This window comes from Psychromonas sp. KJ10-10 (genome assembly GCF_047323245.1).
GTDB lineage: Bacteria > Pseudomonadota > Gammaproteobacteria > Enterobacterales > Psychromonadaceae > Psychromonas.
In genome coordinates this window covers 2,420,073-2,437,290 of the sequence record NZ_CP178826.1, presented here as the reverse complement: position 1 = coordinate 2,437,290, position 17,218 = coordinate 2,420,073, and the positions used below count along the sequence as shown (strand labels likewise).

Annotated in this window: 20 protein-coding genes; 8 read left to right on the top strand and 12 right to left on the bottom strand. The window is 34.8% G+C overall.

Annotated elements, in window-relative coordinates; genetic code table 11:
• Nucleotides 1-2 precede the first annotated feature (2 nt).
• From ACLKMH_RS14075 to ACLKMH_RS14055, 5 genes are all read right to left on the bottom strand, one after another.
• Nucleotides 3-671, bottom strand: a complete 669-nt coding sequence (locus ACLKMH_RS14075; RefSeq protein ID WP_413698728.1) for a TRAP transporter large permease subunit — start codon at nucleotides 669-671, stop codon at nucleotides 3-5.
• Nucleotides 672-688: 17 nt separating this feature from the next.
• Complete coding sequence (locus tag ACLKMH_RS14070; protein ID WP_413698727.1) at nucleotides 689-1,927, bottom strand: TRAP transporter large permease subunit; 1,239 nt, start codon at nucleotides 1,925-1,927, stop codon at nucleotides 689-691.
• A gap of 71 nt (nucleotides 1,928-1,998) precedes the next feature.
• Nucleotides 1,999-2,184 carry a hypothetical protein gene (locus tag ACLKMH_RS14065; protein ID WP_413698726.1) on the bottom strand — a complete coding sequence of 62 codons (186 nt, stop codon included), beginning with the start codon at nucleotides 2,182-2,184 and terminating at the stop codon, nucleotides 1,999-2,001.
• Nucleotides 2,159-2,980 (bottom strand): TRAP transporter substrate-binding protein DctP, encoded by an 822-nt coding sequence (gene dctP, locus ACLKMH_RS14060; protein ID WP_413698725.1) that lies wholly within the window; start codon nucleotides 2,978-2,980, stop codon nucleotides 2,159-2,161. Before dctP ends, ACLKMH_RS14065 begins: the two co-directional genes overlap by 26 nt.
• A gap of 23 nt (nucleotides 2,981-3,003) precedes the next feature.
• Nucleotides 3,004-4,176 carry a glycosyl hydrolase gene (locus ACLKMH_RS14055; protein WP_413698724.1) on the bottom strand — a complete coding sequence of 391 codons (1,173 nt, stop codon included), beginning with the start codon at nucleotides 4,174-4,176 and terminating at the stop codon, nucleotides 3,004-3,006.
• Between the two features lie 425 nt (nucleotides 4,177-4,601).
• Between ACLKMH_RS14055 and ACLKMH_RS14050 the strand changes: the two genes are divergently transcribed.
• The 8 genes from ACLKMH_RS14050 (at nucleotide 4,602) to ACLKMH_RS14015 (ending at nucleotide 9,785) form a co-directional block, all read left to right on the top strand.
• Nucleotides 4,602-5,699: a LacI family DNA-binding transcriptional regulator gene (locus ACLKMH_RS14050; protein WP_413698723.1), complete on the top strand. Its 1,098-nt coding sequence runs from the start codon at nucleotides 4,602-4,604 to the stop codon at nucleotides 5,697-5,699.
• A gap of 40 nt (nucleotides 5,700-5,739) precedes the next feature.
• A complete protein-coding gene (locus tag ACLKMH_RS14045) occupies nucleotides 5,740-6,156 on the top strand; it encodes an ROK family protein (protein WP_413698722.1) in 417 nt (138 codons plus the stop codon).
• Entirely contained in the window at nucleotides 6,153-6,635 is a 483-nt protein-coding gene (locus tag ACLKMH_RS14040) for an ROK family protein (RefSeq protein WP_413698721.1), read from the top strand. Before ACLKMH_RS14045 ends, ACLKMH_RS14040 begins: the two co-directional genes overlap by 4 nt.
• Before the next feature lie 95 nt (nucleotides 6,636-6,730).
• Nucleotides 6,731-7,300 carry an ABC transporter substrate-binding protein gene (locus tag ACLKMH_RS14035; protein WP_413698720.1) on the top strand — a complete coding sequence of 190 codons (570 nt, stop codon included), beginning with the start codon at nucleotides 6,731-6,733 and terminating at the stop codon, nucleotides 7,298-7,300.
• Nucleotides 7,278-7,925 carry an ABC transporter substrate-binding protein gene (locus ACLKMH_RS14030; protein ID WP_413702350.1) on the top strand — a complete coding sequence of 216 codons (648 nt, stop codon included), beginning with the start codon at nucleotides 7,278-7,280 and terminating at the stop codon, nucleotides 7,923-7,925. The genes ACLKMH_RS14035 and ACLKMH_RS14030 overlap by 23 nt, the downstream gene beginning before the upstream one ends.
• The gene (locus tag ACLKMH_RS14025) at nucleotides 7,909-8,358 is read left to right on the top strand and encodes a hypothetical protein (protein ID WP_413698719.1); all 450 of its coding nucleotides are present in this window, start codon (nucleotides 7,909-7,911) and stop codon (nucleotides 8,356-8,358) included. Before ACLKMH_RS14030 ends, ACLKMH_RS14025 begins: the two co-directional genes overlap by 17 nt.
• Nucleotides 8,359-8,500: 142 nt before the next feature.
• On the top strand, nucleotides 8,501-9,073 hold the full coding sequence (locus ACLKMH_RS14020; protein ID WP_413698718.1) for a hypothetical protein: 573 nt from the start codon (nucleotides 8,501-8,503) through the stop codon (nucleotides 9,071-9,073).
• Nucleotides 9,074-9,119: 46 nt separating this feature from the next.
• A complete protein-coding gene (locus tag ACLKMH_RS14015) occupies nucleotides 9,120-9,785 on the top strand; it encodes a GGDEF domain-containing protein (RefSeq protein WP_413698717.1) in 666 nt (221 codons plus the stop codon).
• A 252-nt stretch (nucleotides 9,786-10,037) separates the two neighbouring features.
• On the opposite strand, the gene ACLKMH_RS14010 is transcribed toward ACLKMH_RS14015, so the two are convergent.
• The 7 genes from ACLKMH_RS14010 to ACLKMH_RS13980 form a co-directional block, all read right to left on the bottom strand.
• Nucleotides 10,038-11,255 (bottom strand): phosphoribosyltransferase family protein, encoded by a 1,218-nt coding sequence (locus tag ACLKMH_RS14010; protein ID WP_413698716.1) that lies wholly within the window; start codon nucleotides 11,253-11,255, stop codon nucleotides 10,038-10,040.
• 278 nt (nucleotides 11,256-11,533) lie between these two features.
• A complete protein-coding gene (locus ACLKMH_RS14005; RefSeq protein WP_413698715.1) occupies nucleotides 11,534-12,055 on the bottom strand; it encodes an NUDIX hydrolase in 522 nt (173 codons plus the stop codon).
• 252 nt (nucleotides 12,056-12,307) lie between these two features.
• Nucleotides 12,308-14,119, bottom strand: coding sequence for a hypothetical protein (locus tag ACLKMH_RS14000; protein ID WP_413698714.1), 1,812 nt, complete (start codon nucleotides 14,117-14,119; stop codon nucleotides 12,308-12,310).
• 139 nt (nucleotides 14,120-14,258) lie between these two features.
• A complete protein-coding gene (locus ACLKMH_RS13995; protein WP_413698713.1) occupies nucleotides 14,259-14,909 on the bottom strand; it encodes a ketopantoate reductase family protein in 651 nt (216 codons plus the stop codon).
• 203 nt (nucleotides 14,910-15,112) lie between these two features.
• Entirely contained in the window at nucleotides 15,113-15,913 is an 801-nt protein-coding gene (locus ACLKMH_RS13990; protein WP_413698712.1) for an alpha/beta hydrolase, read from the bottom strand.
• A 385-nt stretch (nucleotides 15,914-16,298) separates the two neighbouring features.
• Entirely contained in the window at nucleotides 16,299-16,550 is a 252-nt protein-coding gene (locus tag ACLKMH_RS13985) for a TIGR03643 family protein (protein ID WP_413698711.1), read from the bottom strand.
• Nucleotides 16,551-16,651: 101 nt separating this feature from the next.
• On the bottom strand, nucleotides 16,652-17,179 hold the full coding sequence (locus tag ACLKMH_RS13980) for a DUF2301 domain-containing membrane protein (RefSeq protein WP_413698710.1): 528 nt from the start codon (nucleotides 17,177-17,179) through the stop codon (nucleotides 16,652-16,654).
• Nucleotides 17,180-17,218: the final 39 nt, after the last annotated feature.

Here is a 17,218-nt window from a genome sequence, read left to right as displayed (position 1 = left end):
CTTTAATTAATTAATCCAAAGAACTTAGGTAAGCCTAAACTCAATACAGGAATATAAGTAACCAGTAAAAGCCCAATAAATTGCACTAAGAAAATTGGTAATAATGGGCGCACTACATTAGTAATTTTTTCACCACTAATACCACAGGAGACAAATAACACTGTTCCAACAGGAGGCGTAACAATACCCATCGACAAGTTATAAATCATGATGATGCCAAAATGAACAGGATCAACACCCAATCCAATAACAACAGGATAAAGAATTGGCGTAAATATCAATTGTGCTGGCGCCATATCCATAAATACCCCAACCAGTAACAAGGTAATATTAATAACTAACAAAATGACATACTTATTATCACTAACCGCAACTAACATTTCGCCAACAATGTCAGGAATGCTTGCAAAGGTCATTGACCAACTCATTAAACCAGAACAAGAAATTAAAAATAGAATAACAGCCGTACTGAGTGCAGAATCATAGAGGGTTTTAATTAAACTTTTAAGAGTAAGAGTTCGATAACACATGGCTAATAAAAGACTATAGATAACCGCTACACCAGAGGCTTCTATCGCCGTAAACATACCGCCAATAATCCCACCAATAACAACAAAAACCAGAAACATACTTGGTAAGGCCCGCCAAATAATACTGGCAACATCTCCCATCGCATATTGGGTTTTATCTACTGGATAATTATTTTTTTAGCAAAACGATAAGCAACTAACATCACACTTAAACCAATGATCATGCCAGGCAAATATCCACCTAAAAATAAAGCCGCTATAGATGCATTTCCCCCAGTGATCATCGAATAAACAATAAAGGCGCCAGCTGGTGGGATCAACATGCCAGCAATAGATGAACTTGCATTTACAGCCGTTGAAAATGGCATATCATAATTCTTCTCTTTAGCCATTGGTGTAATGATCCCACCTATTGCAGTAGAAGCGGCAATCGCGGAACCAGACAACGAACCGAACATCATATTAGCAACAATATTTGTTTGCCATAAACTACCAGGTACTTTTTTACCAATTAACATTGCAAATACAATCAATCGCTTAGCAATACCACCTTGATTCATTATATTGCCAGCCAGTATGAAAAAAGGTAATGCTAGAAAACCAAAACTATCCAATCCACTAAATAGTTTTTCACTACTGGTACTAATAAGATCCAAAAAATCAATCTGTAAAAATAAGGTAAAAATTCCTGAAAAAGCTAACCCGACTGCAATTGAAGTCCCCATTAATAAGAAGAACAAAAATGACAAAAACAACATGAAAAAAGAAATCAATTCAATATTGTCATAGAGATAATTATCAAAACTATCCAAGCCTTTTATGTAGGTAAAAGCAAAGAATAAAATAACAGAAATAACAACATATAAAGTCAGCACAACCCCTTGCCTTGGGTGCTGTTTAATTTCTTGTATAATTTTATAAAATTGTGTGCCCGCGATAATGACACCACTAATAATAAAAACACTTTGAACAAGTCCTAAGGGAATTTGCATTGTTGGCGTTAACATGGTCAAATTTTTTGCCGATGCAACATATCCTCCCCATGTCATTACTGCACCTAGCAATACATACATGTACTTATTAAATAACTCCATTTTTGTTCGCGTTGATATATCGACATGATCTATCAATAAGGGCAAACTCAAATGTGTCGATTTAATAAAACACAAAGCGACACCTAGAATGCCTAACCAAATTAATGAGAATCGTAGTAATTCCTCAGACATAGCACTAGGAGAATTAAATACATAACGTGCTACAACTTGGTAAACTATCAACATACTCATGACAGCAAGTAGCGTTACTAAAAATACTTTTAGTGTTTTTTCTAAAAACTGGTTAAATGACCAAGACTCATTTGCCTGATTTATCTTAATCGTCTTAACTGCCTCAGTCATATTCAAATCCTAATTAGGTTTAACAAACAATAAAAAAAGCCAACAGGCACAATGCTTGTTGGCTCAATACTCTAACGCCCTTGTACTGTAAAAATAGTTTCTAAAAGTTTTGCTTTAACTGGATTTGCTAAAGCATCATCATACATAGGTTGCATACGTTCTATTAACGGACCTTTTTCAACAATGGTGTACTTAACCCCTAATTTAGATTCAGCCAAAGCTTCAGATTTTTCAATTTGAGATGCAACAGCAGACAAATGACTTTTGAGTCGTTTTTAAGAACTCTTGATTAATAATTTCTAAGTCCTCAGCACTCACTGATGTGGTAAATTTCTTACTTGCAATCAAAAAGTCTGTTAAACGCGTATGCTCAGTTCGTAAAGCATACTTAGATACTTCACCAAACTTTACCTCCCAAAGTCCAGCTAGGCCCCCTTCTGCACCATCAATAATACCTTGTTGTAAGGCCGGGTAAACTTCACCAAAATCCATAGGAGTTGGAACTGCCCCAAGTGCGCGGATCATTGTCATGTAAGTATCACTCGGTGATGTTCTTAATTTCAGGCCTTCTAAATCTTTTAACGTTGATGTTGGTTTAGTGGTATAAATACTTCTAAAACCATTACTTAAAAAACCTAAAGAAGATACATTTTTGGCAATCAATGAATCATCAATAATTTTTGAAACCTCAGGATTTAGCATAGTTGTTTCATACTCTTTTAAATCCCGAAATACATAGGGTAAATTTACCGCTGAAATTTGTGGTGCTAAGTTTTCTAATGTCGCACTATTGACCAAACCCATGTCAATCACACCACTTTGAACTTGTTGTAAATATTGTGCTTGTCCGCCTAATGTGCCATTCCAAAAGAATCGAATTTTGACTCGACCATCTGTACGTTGATTAATATTTTCACCTAACTCTGTTAACAAGGTACCAGCCGCATCTTCACTTGGAATATTAGTTGCAAATTTATATGTTTTTGCTTGTAAACCACTTGTCGCTAACATTAATGCACTAACAAGTAGTAGTTTTGATTTAAAGCCTTTCATATTTCTTTCCTTATGTTATTAATTTACTTACCAAAAAACTTGGTATGACCAGTTGCTCGTAAAGTTGCTTCAAAATAGTAATAATCTCCATAAGGAAGCATTGCGTTCGCCAAGTAAGGCAAATTTCTCTCCATCGCATGTGGTACCGATGAAGCAGAATTTGATAACAAACCTTGTGCTTTGGGATCATGGGTTAAGTCATAACCTTCACGTAATGCCAATAGCATTTGGTTTGCAATATTTTTGTAGTATTCAGACTTTTCACTTTTACCTGCTTTATCGAATACCTCCGATAAAATATAAAGGCCAGCTGAGGTTACTGAACCTGCAGAAGTATCTTTATATTGAATTTCATTTTCAGGTAATAAATAGTCCCAGATAGGCACCATATCTTCGCTTATTTTGTCCAGCATATACTCAGTAAGATTTTCACTTAGTTCTGCATAACGAAGGTTGCCAGTCATCAAAGCAAGTTGAGCAAAACCATGTATAGCCCAGGCTTGTCCGCGACTCCAACAGGATTCATCGCTATAACCTTGATGGGTACAGCCTTTAAGTGGTTTATTAGTAACAGGATCAAAATCAAAGGTATGATAAGTACTAAAATCGTCTCTTACTAAATGCTTAAGCGAAGTCTCTGCTTGTCCAATTGCGACCTGTTTAAACGACTCAATATTGGTTTCATCGTAAGCCCAAAGCAATAAAGGCAGGTTTTGCATGCAATCTATGATGATCTTGCCCTGCACACTTTCAGCATGAGCTTTATCTTCAGCTCCTGCTGTCCAGGCAACAATATATTGGCCATTCCAGTTATAACGGTTTCTTAATGCCTCAGTCGCTTTTAGTGCTAAATCACGGGCTTTTAAGTTACCAGTTAATTTATAATCCGCTACGGCAGATAAACTGAATTCAAAACCTAGGTCATGGTTTAACCAAAGAGGAGTGTCTAATATTTTTTTCAAATGCGCATAACGCATACGTGCCATATTTTTATATTCTTGTTTACCAGTGATCATATATGCGAGCCATAACTCACCAGTCCAAAAAGAATCGGTCCAAAAATATTCCTCTGGATATAACCATTGATGATCTTCTGCACCCGCCCCGACCATTGGGTTTCTCAAACCAATAATTGGTGCATTAATATCGATGCTAGTAATGATATCCCGTTTTATTTGCTCTAAGTCATGATTCATTTATTAAGCCTCAACTGTTGAAATACTTCTTTAATTGAAATGTTTCATAACAGAGTTAAATATTTCTTTCTGAAATTTTTAAACATGTCAATTACGACTGGGCACATCATATATCCTCTCCAAATAAAATTTTGTGAGCAAACTCACCACATGAAACATTTACTAAAATGAAACGTTTCATTAAATATTTTTTAAGATTATTATATTTTTTACGGGCAGGTTGTGATTAATTAGCACAATACAACTAAGGTTTAGCTTTTTTATTTGCTAAAACATATAAACACTTTTTGGAATAATTATAATTATGAAATGTTTCTTGGTGTGATTTATAACAACGCCTTTTTATATAAACAAAGTATGATTATCAGCAATACTATTAAAAATACTTTTTCTCTACTAAAACGCATATTCAAACTGGAAAAACCTTGAATAAACAACAAGTTACAAAACGAAAACCAACACTTGATCAAATAGCGCTTCTATCAGGTGTTTCAAAAGCAACGGTTTCTCGTGTATTAAATAACAATTCCCTGGTCAAACCGGAAGTCGTCGCACGCGTACAAAAAGTAATTCAAGAGCTTGGATATATAAAAAAACGAAAGAGTGTTGATATCTCATTGCCATTTACTAAGCTAACCGTAATTTGTGACGATTCAGCTGTTGCTTCTAATACTTTTTATGGAAATTTACTTAATGAATTAAAACAAGAAGCTAATAAGTTAGGAATTCAACTTGAAATGTCGATGTTTAATCAACTGACGTCACTTACTCAAGCTAACCAGAAATTAAGTAATAAAGAAGCCTTGTTAATTTTGGGTAACCCCAATAAAGATATTCTCCAGTTAGCAACACAGAATACTCTTCCTATTGTCATCATTAATGGCCTAGATCCATCCATGCAAACCCCAAGTATTTCTCCAGATTATGAATTTGGTGGTTTTATGGCGGCAGATTATTTGATTAAAAAAGGCCATCGTAATATAAAAATTCTAACAGCTAACGATAGACATTCTACCTTTCAACGCACTGATGGCTTTTTACGCGCATTAACTATGTCAGGTATTCAATATGATAAAGCAACAACTGTAATCGATTTTATTAACTATGTTGAAAGAGTCGAATCCAGTAGAAACCTTATTGGCAATGAGTTAATCACTAATCCATCAGGTGACTTTGGAGCAAGAGAAATTTTACCCTTGTTAATCAAAGAAAAGATATTTGAAGACTGTAGTGCCGTTTTCTGTATTTGTGACATGATTGCCTTATCACTCATTGAAGCGCTATCAAGTGTTGGTATTAGAGTTCCAGAGGATATATCTGTTATCGGCTTTGATAATCTAGCTATTGGTGCAATTTCAAGTCCCCCACTTACCACTATCAGTACCGATTATAATAAAATTGCACAAACGGCCTTAAATAAATTAATTTCTAATATTAATAATAACAATAAAAAAACAACAACACGTTCAAGTGTATCCGTTGAACTTATTAAACGAAACTCGGTACGAAATATCGACCAATGAATAACAAAAATGAACTAAATTCGTTTTAAAAGGAAGCATTATGTATATAGGTTTTGATATTGGAGGCACAAAAACTGAGATTATTGTGCTAGATGAAGAAGGTAAAACACACTTCAAAAAGCGTATTTTAACGGTTCATGAATATACTGAGTTTATCAATAATATTTATGCATTAATTTTAGAAGCCGAGCAAGCCGTGGGGATGACATGTAGTGTTGGAATTGGGTTGCCTGGTGTACTCGATCCTAAAACGTCACAAGTCAAAAACTCTAACTGCACTTTCCTTAATGGAAAAAATTTACAAGCGGATTTAAGTACTCGTCTTAATAAAAAAGTTTTTATTGCAAATGACGCTAATTGCTTTGCTTTATCTGAAGCTGTAGATGGTGTCATGCGACTGGAAAACCTGTTGTATTTGGCGTTATTCTTGGCACTGGTTGTGGCGGTGGAATTGTGATTAATCAACATATTATTGAAGGTTTAAATGCGAATGCTGGTGAATGGGGACACAACCCTCTTCCAAACTACTGTGAAAACATTGATGGGCTAAATCCAATCTGCTTCTGTGGTGGAGAACACTGCCTTGAACAATTTATTTCAGGCACAGGGTTAACTAGGCAATATAATCAATTAGCTCAAACAAAGATAACCGGACCAGAATTCTTTACACAACTTGAGCAATCAAATCCCTTAGCTGAAAAAGTTTATCATTTATTCATTGACCAATTAGCACGAAGCTTAGCGGTCATTATCAATATATTAGATCCAAATGCAATTGTCTTTGGCGGAGGACTTTCTAATGTTTTGCGCATTTATGAAGACGTGCGTAAAGTGATTCCGCAATATACAATTACCGCAGATATAGAAATTAACCTTTATCCTGCTAAATATGGTGATTCTTCTGGCATTCGTGGCGCGACTTGGTTAGCAAAATAATCCAAGATAGAGATTAACTCTTTTATTTTACATCGTTTTTTCATATTTCTTCTATAATCAATATATTCATAACATATTAGTTAGGGAGAAATAAAATGTATTTATGTCACCAAGGTGAGCGGGAAGCAAAGTCATTTGAAAAGTCATTTGATTTGATACTTCCCTTTGACATCAGCATTTTTTACCGTAATGCATTTATTTCATTTATCATTTTAATATTTACGGCACTCCCTTTAACATTAAAAGCCCAACAATCTGAAACCGTGGCAATTGTCGCACCTATGGTCGGACACAGTTTCTCTATAGGTATTCAATTTAAAGCTGGCGTAACAGCCGCAATAGATGCCTTACCTGATAAAAAACTATTGGGAAAATCAATTCATATTAAAACCTTTGATGATAAATGTAATACGCTGATTGCTGAAAAAATTGCTAACAATGTTGTTAATTATTCTCCAGTGGTTGTAATTGGACACTCTTGTTCAATGGCCACAGTCAAAGTCGCACCCATTTATGATCATCATAATATCCTTCAAATTACACCTTCTTCGACTCAACCTAAAGTGACTGAACTGGGTATCAACTCTATATTTAGAATGATTGGCAGAGATGATGTGCAAGGTGAAATAGCAGAGACAAAGAATAGCTCAACGCTACGCAGGTAAAAAAGTAGGTGTATTCTATTTTCCTGGTAGTTATTCAGTAGTACTCGCACAAAACGCAATTAAGTCCTTGCAAAATAAAGGCATTAAAATAGTTCATTCTGCTGTTGGCGTTGCATCCGCTTCATCCTATGTAAAGGAAATTCAAAATATTATTAATGCAGGCGTTGAAGTTTTATACCTCGTCGGTGGAGGACTCGATAGTGGCGTTTTTGTCCGTCAATCGAAACAAATGGAAGCTCCCTTTGATATTCTCAGTAGCGACACGATCGTTTCGAAAGTATTTATCGAAACCGCAGGACTTGCAGGGGAAGATATTGCATTTACATTTACGCCAGAAGCAGCAGAGTTATCAACTGCGATTGAAGCAATTGAAGCTTTAAAAAAACAAGGAGAAGAGCCTGCAGGTTATACTCTTCTTGCATATGCCGCCACTCAAACCTGGATAAAAGGCGTACAAAGAGCAAATTCTTTTGATACAGATTTAGTTGCAAGCGCTATTCGCAAGCAACCAATAGACACAATCCTTGGCACCATCTCCTTTAATGAAAAAGGTGATATCCAAACCAGTTATCCATCCTTTTCTTGGTATATTTGGAAAAGAGGTAAACGTGTCTCAGTGGATTAAAGCTTACCTTATGAAACAAATTATTTTTAATAAACCTACAGGTTTAACAATACGAAAAAGTTTATTACTTGGTTTCAGTGCAATGTCATTTATTATGATTCTTGCTACTTTAGTTGCTTTATATAGTACCAACCAAGTCAGTAAATCGATGGCGGTTATCCTTGAACAGCGACTGCCAGCTATGTTGCAAAGTTCTCAAATTGCTAAAGCAGTTAATGAATTGGCCGTCACCGGCACATCCTTTCAATCAGTAAAAAACGACAATGATTTAGCTTTTGTTGAACAGGAGTTTTTTAAAGCGGTAGAAGATTATAAACAATCATTAAAGGGTATGGATAATATTGTTAGGCAAAAAGCACATATTAGAAATTTCTCCAATGCCTTAACCGAAAATTTAGAAAAATTACGTACTTTAGCCAAGCAACAGCATTAAAATTACACAGGAAAGTCAACTTTACCGTGAAAGTCTACTTTCTAACCTACAAACCTTTAAACAACATTTAACATATAGAGTACGCATCATCGAAGCAGATAATGATCTTATTAATTATTTATTGTCTCTGCCCTCTCCTCCTATGGAGCGAATCATCAATCTCACCCAAAAATCTGCACAATGGTTTCATGTACAACGTTTTTATAGAGAAATTGAAGCACTGAGTCGTTATGCCCTTACCATCATTGAAGATCCTTCTCTTTCTAGCTTAGAAGTTTCATCGGAAATATTATCAAGTGAGCTATCAGAGGCGGCTAGCACCTTTAATAAAATACCAACAGAAATTAAAGTCAAATTAGACCATCCCTTTAAACAGTTGAAAGATATTGTTTTAGGAGAAAATGGCTTAGTAACATTGCGTAAACGGGAATTATTACTTGAAATCGTTGGTAAAAGTTTAATCAATGAGAATCAGAGATTTACATTACTGGTTGATGAAGCATCCTCAGCATTAGTAAAGCAAGAGATTCAAGAAACTCAAGAAGCGACTGCAACAACAGAATCATTAAGGCAAAAGTACATGCTTATCTTGCTGTTCGCGACAACAGTCGGGTTATTTAGCATTGGCGCTCTTATGTATTTTTATTTAATCCGAAATATCATATCGCGCTTATCATGGCTCAGTAATGCTATGCAATCTATAGCAAGCAGGTAAACTTGATACCCCTTTACCACCTGCTGGTAACGACGAAATCGGGCGCTTGAGCATCACCATTCGCCAGTTTCAAAAAACAGCCGTTGAAGCAGAGCAAAGACAAGCAGAATTACTATTAAGTAATCAAAAAGTAGAAACCTTCAACGCAGATTTAAAACAAAAAAGTTTACAATTAGAAGCAATGAACAATAAATTAGAAAAACTCTCCCTTACTGATTTTTTAACGGGTCTAGCAAATCGACGATGTTTTGATGATAACCTAGAGACGGAATGGACACGTGCACAACGAACTAATCAACCATTGGCTTTAATCATGATTGATGTTGATCATTTTAAAAAATTCAATGATAGATATGGGCATCAAGCTGGTGATAAATGCCTTAAAAAAGTAGCTAATTCATTAGCAAGTAATGCAAGTCGAGCTGGTGAACTTGTTGCTCGTTATGGCGGAGAAGAGTTTTGTATTATTTCTCCGAGTACAGATTTAAATGAAGCCTTTGAACTAGCCGAGAAAATTAGACTTGCAGTGCAATCATTATCATTAAAAAACGAAGATACAGAAATAGGTATTGTGACAATTAGCTTAGGCATCGCGGCCTGTATTCCTGATAGAAAACAAAAAACAAAAGACTTAGTTTCGATTGCCGATAAAGCACTTTATGATGCTAAATCTAGTGGCCGTAATCGCGTTGGTAAAAGTGCTGAAACTTAACCTCAGTTCTGGATAAGCAAAACGATACAGTACCGTTATTTACGCGCATTTCTATGTTAAATCATCTCCCAATAACTCGTTATTGCTTCGATAATTTGCCTTGAACTACGCAAAACTAGCAAGCACTGTATTATATATTTTTTATGCTATTGAAGTTTAATGTTATTTCGCTTCCATTATCCAGAGCTGAGGTTACTTAAGGTTTAACGCTCAGCATTAGCTGAGCTTTATCAGGAAATGATTCCAATGAAGTTATTTGCCTTTTCTCAAATCGACTAATTCATCGCTATGCCAAATTTTACGTTGAAAACGTGGGTTTTTAGATGACATATCAATTTTATAAGGGTTCGCTTCAGATTGATGTGGTAAATCTAAAATATTTGAAAGCTCCTGTGCTAACCATTTTTCAATTTTTAACACGACTAGTTTCTTACGCAAACGCCCCTGTTCATCACGATTTAAAATGGTTGGCAAGGTATTTAATGTTAAAATCTCACCAATAGCCGGATGAACCATTCTTTCACGACCTTCATCACTTGCATAAAAGTGTGATACCGCAAATACCATACGCTCAGGGTTAATTTTTTGCAGGAATTGGCAAGATTTAACAACCGTAGATCCGGTACGTACCATGTCATCAAACAAAACAATACTACAACCATCTAGGCCTTCAAATGTATGCTCACTTTCTTTATGCAGGGTAATATCCACTTTACGCTCGTTGGTACGTTCCTTATCAAGCATAATAAATTTTGCTTTAGATAAACCTAAAGTATTGTACATTTCTTTTACAAAATCACGCGCACCTTTATCTGGGGCACATAACACTAAACCTTCACCTTCTGGTCCGTAGTTTAATATATTACTGTTAAGTAAATAATGCGCATAGATTTCGTAAGGTATCAGGTTATGAAAATCACCTTCAAAAATATCAGAGAAAATTCGTTGTACTGAATATGAATGGTTATGGATGGTAAGAACCGTATCCACACCTGAAAATTTTAATAATTGTGCATATAGTTTTGCAGTAAAAGCTTGTCCATCGAACTTTTTAATATCATGAACATCACGTTCAAAATTTGTTTCACCTAAATCTTTATGAGCACCACGATCTTGAGCACTATAGAATAAATCAGGCTCGACTAGGACAACACGAGCCGCACCATTTTCCTTTGCGGTACGAGCAATTACTAAGTTAGCCATAGCTAATTCTTGTCGTGATTTAATATGGTCGCTAGTGCTCACAATCACCACAGTTTTACCCGTTAGTGTTTCACCGATCGAGTCTAAATTGAGTTCGTCAGAAATAAAGCGAGGACAGAATTCAGAGTTCATAAAAGTTTTCATACTGATCAAATCAGCAATGTCTTCGTGTTGCCCCATAGCATAGGCGATATCAATGGCAAAGGGGTTATCAGAGGTATTGCTGACAACAACGAGATTACGAGACTGGTTTACCGAAAAACTCATGAAAGATCCTTATCAAAATCGGTTAAATTGGCATTAAAAATAACAATTCCATTAATGTTAATGAGCGAACTAGTTTAAACTAAACAACAAATTTACAGTTGCAATTGCAAATAGTTAAACCACTACAAAATTTCCAACAAAAAGTTTCTATTTTAACTTAAGCTCAGTCGCTAATTAACGGGATTGGTTTAGGCGCCCTATTCTAATGATAACGCTTCCTATTCGATACTGTATATTCATACAAAATTGAAATTATTGCGTTATAAAAATACATTCTGTTATTCAAAAGAAGTTGTTTTGTACTCTTCAATAAACATAGAGAGTGCTTTTCTTATTGATTCAAAACCTATTTTTGAAATATCTACTTTATCGATATCAATCCACATAAAATCGGCAACTTCTGTTTTTTCTAAAACAATTTCTGGTTTCTTTTCAAGATGACTAATAAAAAATGCATCGGTAGTTTTATAGGTTATATTCTTATACTCATAGGTATTAGCTTGCGAAGTAAAATATTGCCATTGAGAAATATCTAAATTCAATTCTTCCTTAACTTCTCGTTGTAACGCTTGTTCTAAGCTTTCATCATAATCAACAAAACCACCAGGTAAATCAAGGCGACCTAAAGCAGGTTGCTGTGCACGTACATTAAATAGCATTTGATTATCGCAACAAATAATAGCGACCACAGCTGAAGCGCAATTATGGAAATAAGTGAAATGGCAATCAGGACATTTAATAAGAGGCAATTGAGCAGTATTAACTTTTTCTGACTTACAGATTGGACAATAATTAAACATATTATTTTACTTTTGATTTGTTGATAAAAATGAAATGTAAGTTGTCATTCTATCATCACTTTTAGTAATAATTATCAGTGTGACTAGAAACCGTGGACTAATACTCACTATTAATGAAGAAAATAAACTCCCTGTATGATGAACATTTCTTTGAAATATCTCATCCCTCTATTTAGATTTTATCTGTGCTCCAATGTCGTCATTGCGCTCAATAACAATGTGGCAGAGAATGCATATAGGAACCTAAAGACCCTATTGGCTTGGTAGTTTGTTTAATTTTTCTTTTGTCACCTTGGTTACCTCGTCACCTTTAATTATTAAACTATGCACAAAATTTTCAAAGTAGTAGTGGTGAATAAGGACTTCATTATTATGAACGTCAATAATATCATAATGATCTAATTGCTCCGTTTCATAATTAAGTTGGTTATCTGAGATAGTCTTAATATTCATAGATTCTATGTCAATTATCTTTAATTCTGAACGCTGACTATATTGATGTAAGTGGATGATTATTTGATTAAAATTTGCATGAACATCTCCAATCAACATTGGTTCTTCAGCAAATTCAACAGTCTCTTTCTTGAAATCGTCTTTAGCGTTATAAATATCGATAGTAACTTTTCTAATAGAGAGTGCCTGTACTCTCACAAGATAATCCCCTGTTAGAAATACTTTTGCATAATTTCTATTTTTAGCAGGTGAAAAGAAATCGTTTGTGAAGTAGTTGTAAATTTTAATTTGATTGTTAAATTTCTCATCTAAAATAATATTTGAGTTTAAATCTACAACTTTAAGCTCTGCTACAGCCCAATTTTTCCGACAAATATAAACTATTGTGTTGTTTATAAAGACAGCATCCGTAACACCATCCCCTTGGTAGCTCTGATCTTCGTACCCATTATCCCCTTGATTTACCAATTCTCCTACATATTCACCATTAATTAAAGAAGTACCTTTTTTTAGCAGTAATTCTTCACTTCGATCAAAACAATCAAGATTTACGACCGTATTCTTTTTCAAAATTTTTGGTCTATCAATATTATTAACTGCGCTAAGCTCTTCTCTTTTAGCACTCATTAAATTATAAATATTGCGGTTAGAATCATCAGCAGAATCTTTTGTAAAGTCCGAAAAAAGATAGTTAAAGCTAATATTTTCATCAACCTCCTCAAGTGTCATTGAAATTTTTGACTGATATTGTTTAAATTCTCTTTTTTGTTCAGCGGTAGCATTAAAAGAATCAGGTAGATTCTGCTCTGCGATATCTGTGAGTATCGTTGTCAACTCTTCGAAGCTACTGTCAAAGTCCATTTCGAAAGCGCTAAAAATATCTTTAAGTAATCTCTCTGACTGTGGTTTAAATTCACTCGTAAACCACCCGACAAAATCTTCAGCCTCATAGGCAAGCTTTTTCCACTCTTTTTCTTTTTCTACTTGAACATATTCTTGTTTTACTGCATTTAAATTATATTTAATATTTACTAATTCAACGGCAGTTATTGTTAAATCGTGAATGAAAAACTCTTTTGCTTGATCTTTGGAGAGATACTCAACATTTTCAAGCAAATTTGTATCATGAATAGTTTGTGTCACTGATAACGAAAAGATCAGTTGTTCCCATTCTTTTACTCTTGGTGTATTAAAGCTAAATTCCTCCTCAATTGAAGAAAGTACACCAGGATCTACTGCTATGAAATATTCTGCGTTATTGGAAAATGAACTGGATTTAACAGTAAGTATTAATGTCGCTTGGTAAGGATATATTTTATTTAATGCTTTAAAGCTAGGCCTTACTTTAGTGCTTTCTTTGGAGCCATATGGAGTAATACAGACATCTTTATTTAACGAATTATGCCCCCACTTTAAATGACTTTTGATTAAAGGCGACCCCATAAAACTATCGATGCTGAGATTGTACTCGTAATTAAAAGAAAAACCTTCAACAGCACTATTCGTCAGACTAAGACAGCTAAGAGTTAGGTTTGTACCTTGACCACTATAATTGTAAGCAAGCGTAACTTGAGAGAAAAATATAAAAAGTAATAAGATAAATTTTTTCATAAGTTGATACTCACAATATTTATTTATGAGCAACAACTTAACAACTAAATCACACTTTTGAAAGTTTAATGTAGAAAAAATTGACTCGACTAGTCGTTGTCATAATAAAAAATAAGCACCAAAGATTATGAATAACAAACTAAATTAGTAAATAAAGTGTTGGCTTTCCAATTCCAGATTTATCATTTATGTTTAAGGCGGAAGTTGAGCCATCAAAACAAGCATGCATAGTTGGCATACCCGTATGAACAGATTCATAACCAGTTATATACCCGTTGCCATTCAAGATGCAAAGTTCAGCAAGTTGTGTGACGTTTTTATTGCATATCAATTCATACATTTCATCAACATCGTCACTGCTTAAGTAAATATCATCCGCCTTAGCAACACTAGCGACTTCCTCCATTATTTCATATACACGCTTTGTTAGCATTGGATGAGAGGTTAATTCCCTTGTATCTAAAACAGTAAGCGCTGAAAGAGGATTAACACCGTTGTTTATTATTAAATTACGCCATAACTCTTGTTGGATGTTAGAACTGACTCGCGTAGGAATGCCTGCGTTGTTGAATGTTATAAATAATTTTTCAATTAATTGAGACCTCTGATCTAGACAATAATCTGAGTTTGGCCAAGCGCCTAACACAATCTGTGCAGGCCCTATTACTTCAATGTTGCCTAGTGAAATTATATACCCGTTACCAATCGAGATACTTTGTTCAGTCGTTGCTCTGACAGCAAGGCAAGGCACAACATGATTACAATGGCTAGCCCTTATCAGGTGTTGCAACGCTAAATTGATTTTCGAGCTAGCGACCCGAAGGGCAAGTTTTGAGGTAGCATCTTCGGTGTTAGAAAGTCTTGATTGAACCCGTTAGATCTTCAGCTTTCTGCCTAGAAACTACTCACCTCATAACTTGCTGAACTTTGCATCTTGAATGGTAACGGGTATAAATAACGGAATAGATCAAATGCCCCTAATTATGAAAAAACTTATAGAGCATGCTTTCGCATATCTCGATCATCAACTTTAACCCGACCAGTTTTTAAAGTCTCAAACATATGCTCAAATACCTTACCAATGTTGTCATCTTTATCCTCTAAGAAATATGAATGTCCTTTTGGCCAGTCATATTGATTATTAAAGTTATCACAGTCAATAGCATAAACATTGGTTGCAACCTTATTCATATCTTCAGGGCCTGTATGACCAAGTCTTCTCGAAGCAACTTTATTTTTTAAATTAGAAATTTTACTAGAGCGCAAAGCAAGGTCATCTGATGCATAATAAACCGATACATTTCTGGCTGACTGGCTAATTAAATGCCCTTTTTCGCCTTTTTCAAGTGTTTCATTCACCACATCCGCCGCCATTAAAATGGTATTTCTAAATAATAACGGAACACCACTGGCTAAATCATATTTATTCCAAGCATACAGTGTTTCTCTTAACACCCTATTACCCATAGAGTGCGCTAGAATATTAATACGTTTCAAACAAGGGTCATCCTCTTCGGCTTCATCTCGCCAGCTCATAAATTGTTGAAATACACGCGCAAAGGACATATTACTGCTATCTGCAGATTTTTGATCATCCCAATAATCCTGAACAATGCCTCTATCATTATCACAGGGCCAAATAAGAGGAACAACTTGCATTAATCCAGGTTGCTTTTCATCAAAATAAGCTTGTAGTTTTTCTGCTCTAGGGAAGATATCTGGTTCAGGTAAATTAGAAAAACCATGAATAAAAAACAAAAGCTGTTTAGCATCGCTGTTTTTTAATCGACTCATCAACTCATTTGAGCCTATTTCACGATATTCATCCTGTGCTATTCGTTCACAGTAATATACTGAACTAGAGGGAGAGTTTTTATAAAAATCAAATTTGTAAGGACGGTTTTTTTAAAGCGAATTGAACCTTGAGGCTCTCTATTAGTAATAAATAACATAACAGCACCTTTTGATTATTGAATATTTTTAGTGTTCACTTTTTAACCACAAAAGTTAACCTACACCTAAAAATTTTAACTTACAATCAAATTGCTTTATTTATGCTCGCATTTGTCAAATCTAAATATAATTAACAAAAAAATGTGAACTATTAAGTTTTATTATAACCTGCCATAAAAGCCATATTTGTTAAAACATGTTTAAAGAAATACGACAGGTTTATATTTTAACGCTGTTTATATTGGGTAGGACAATAACCTCGGGTGATTTCATCACTACGAAGTTTTAAATGCTTAGTTGCACGCCCAGTGACACGCGAACGCCATAGTTTAAAGCTACTTTGCTTTAATCTGCTACGCATAAAACGAATAACAGCAGATTCATTCAAACCGAATTGTAACTTTATAGCCTCAAAGGGAGTTCTGTCCTCCCAAGCCATTTCAATAATTCTTGATTCATTTTCTTCAGATAATTTCATGTTAATTCTCGTCATTTTTAAACACAAAAATGATTACGCATGTATTTATCTGAAGGATCACCGATTAAATGACATTATGAACTTTCAAATTAACCTATAAATTAAACTTCATACTTAGTTTTATCACCAATATCAAAGTGCAAAGGCATTCTCCATTTGGCAATGCTAACAACCAGAAACAGTAGCGAAGCCACGGAGGAAAGTATTATTGAGGTTAATTCGATGTTGAATTGAAGACTAAACCAAAGCGCGACTAAAATTACAGGCTGAAAAGGTAAGCCGGGTATCTTAAAGCAAAAGTATTCTTTATAACAAAGACCACCAAGGGTAATAAATGCACCACCTAAACCTATTTCTGGATAGCCTAATAATACACATATCAAACCTACCCAGGTCGCCATTTGCAAAAGCAAACGAAATGACTTCATATAGATATGCAGGGAAGAAGCGCACATAATCGCGCAGACAAAGACTAACTTTTCTATCAAGTCGACAGTTACAAAAGGCAGTTCAGCTTGCCATGGCAGTAACGCAATAACAGGAAAACAGAATGTAAAACCTAAACGATAAATAATAACAGTGAGATAATCTATCTTATCCATTTTCGAGCGGATATGCGGGTCTGCCATGAATAGTATTCCTTAAACATACATAATAAGATTAGAAGA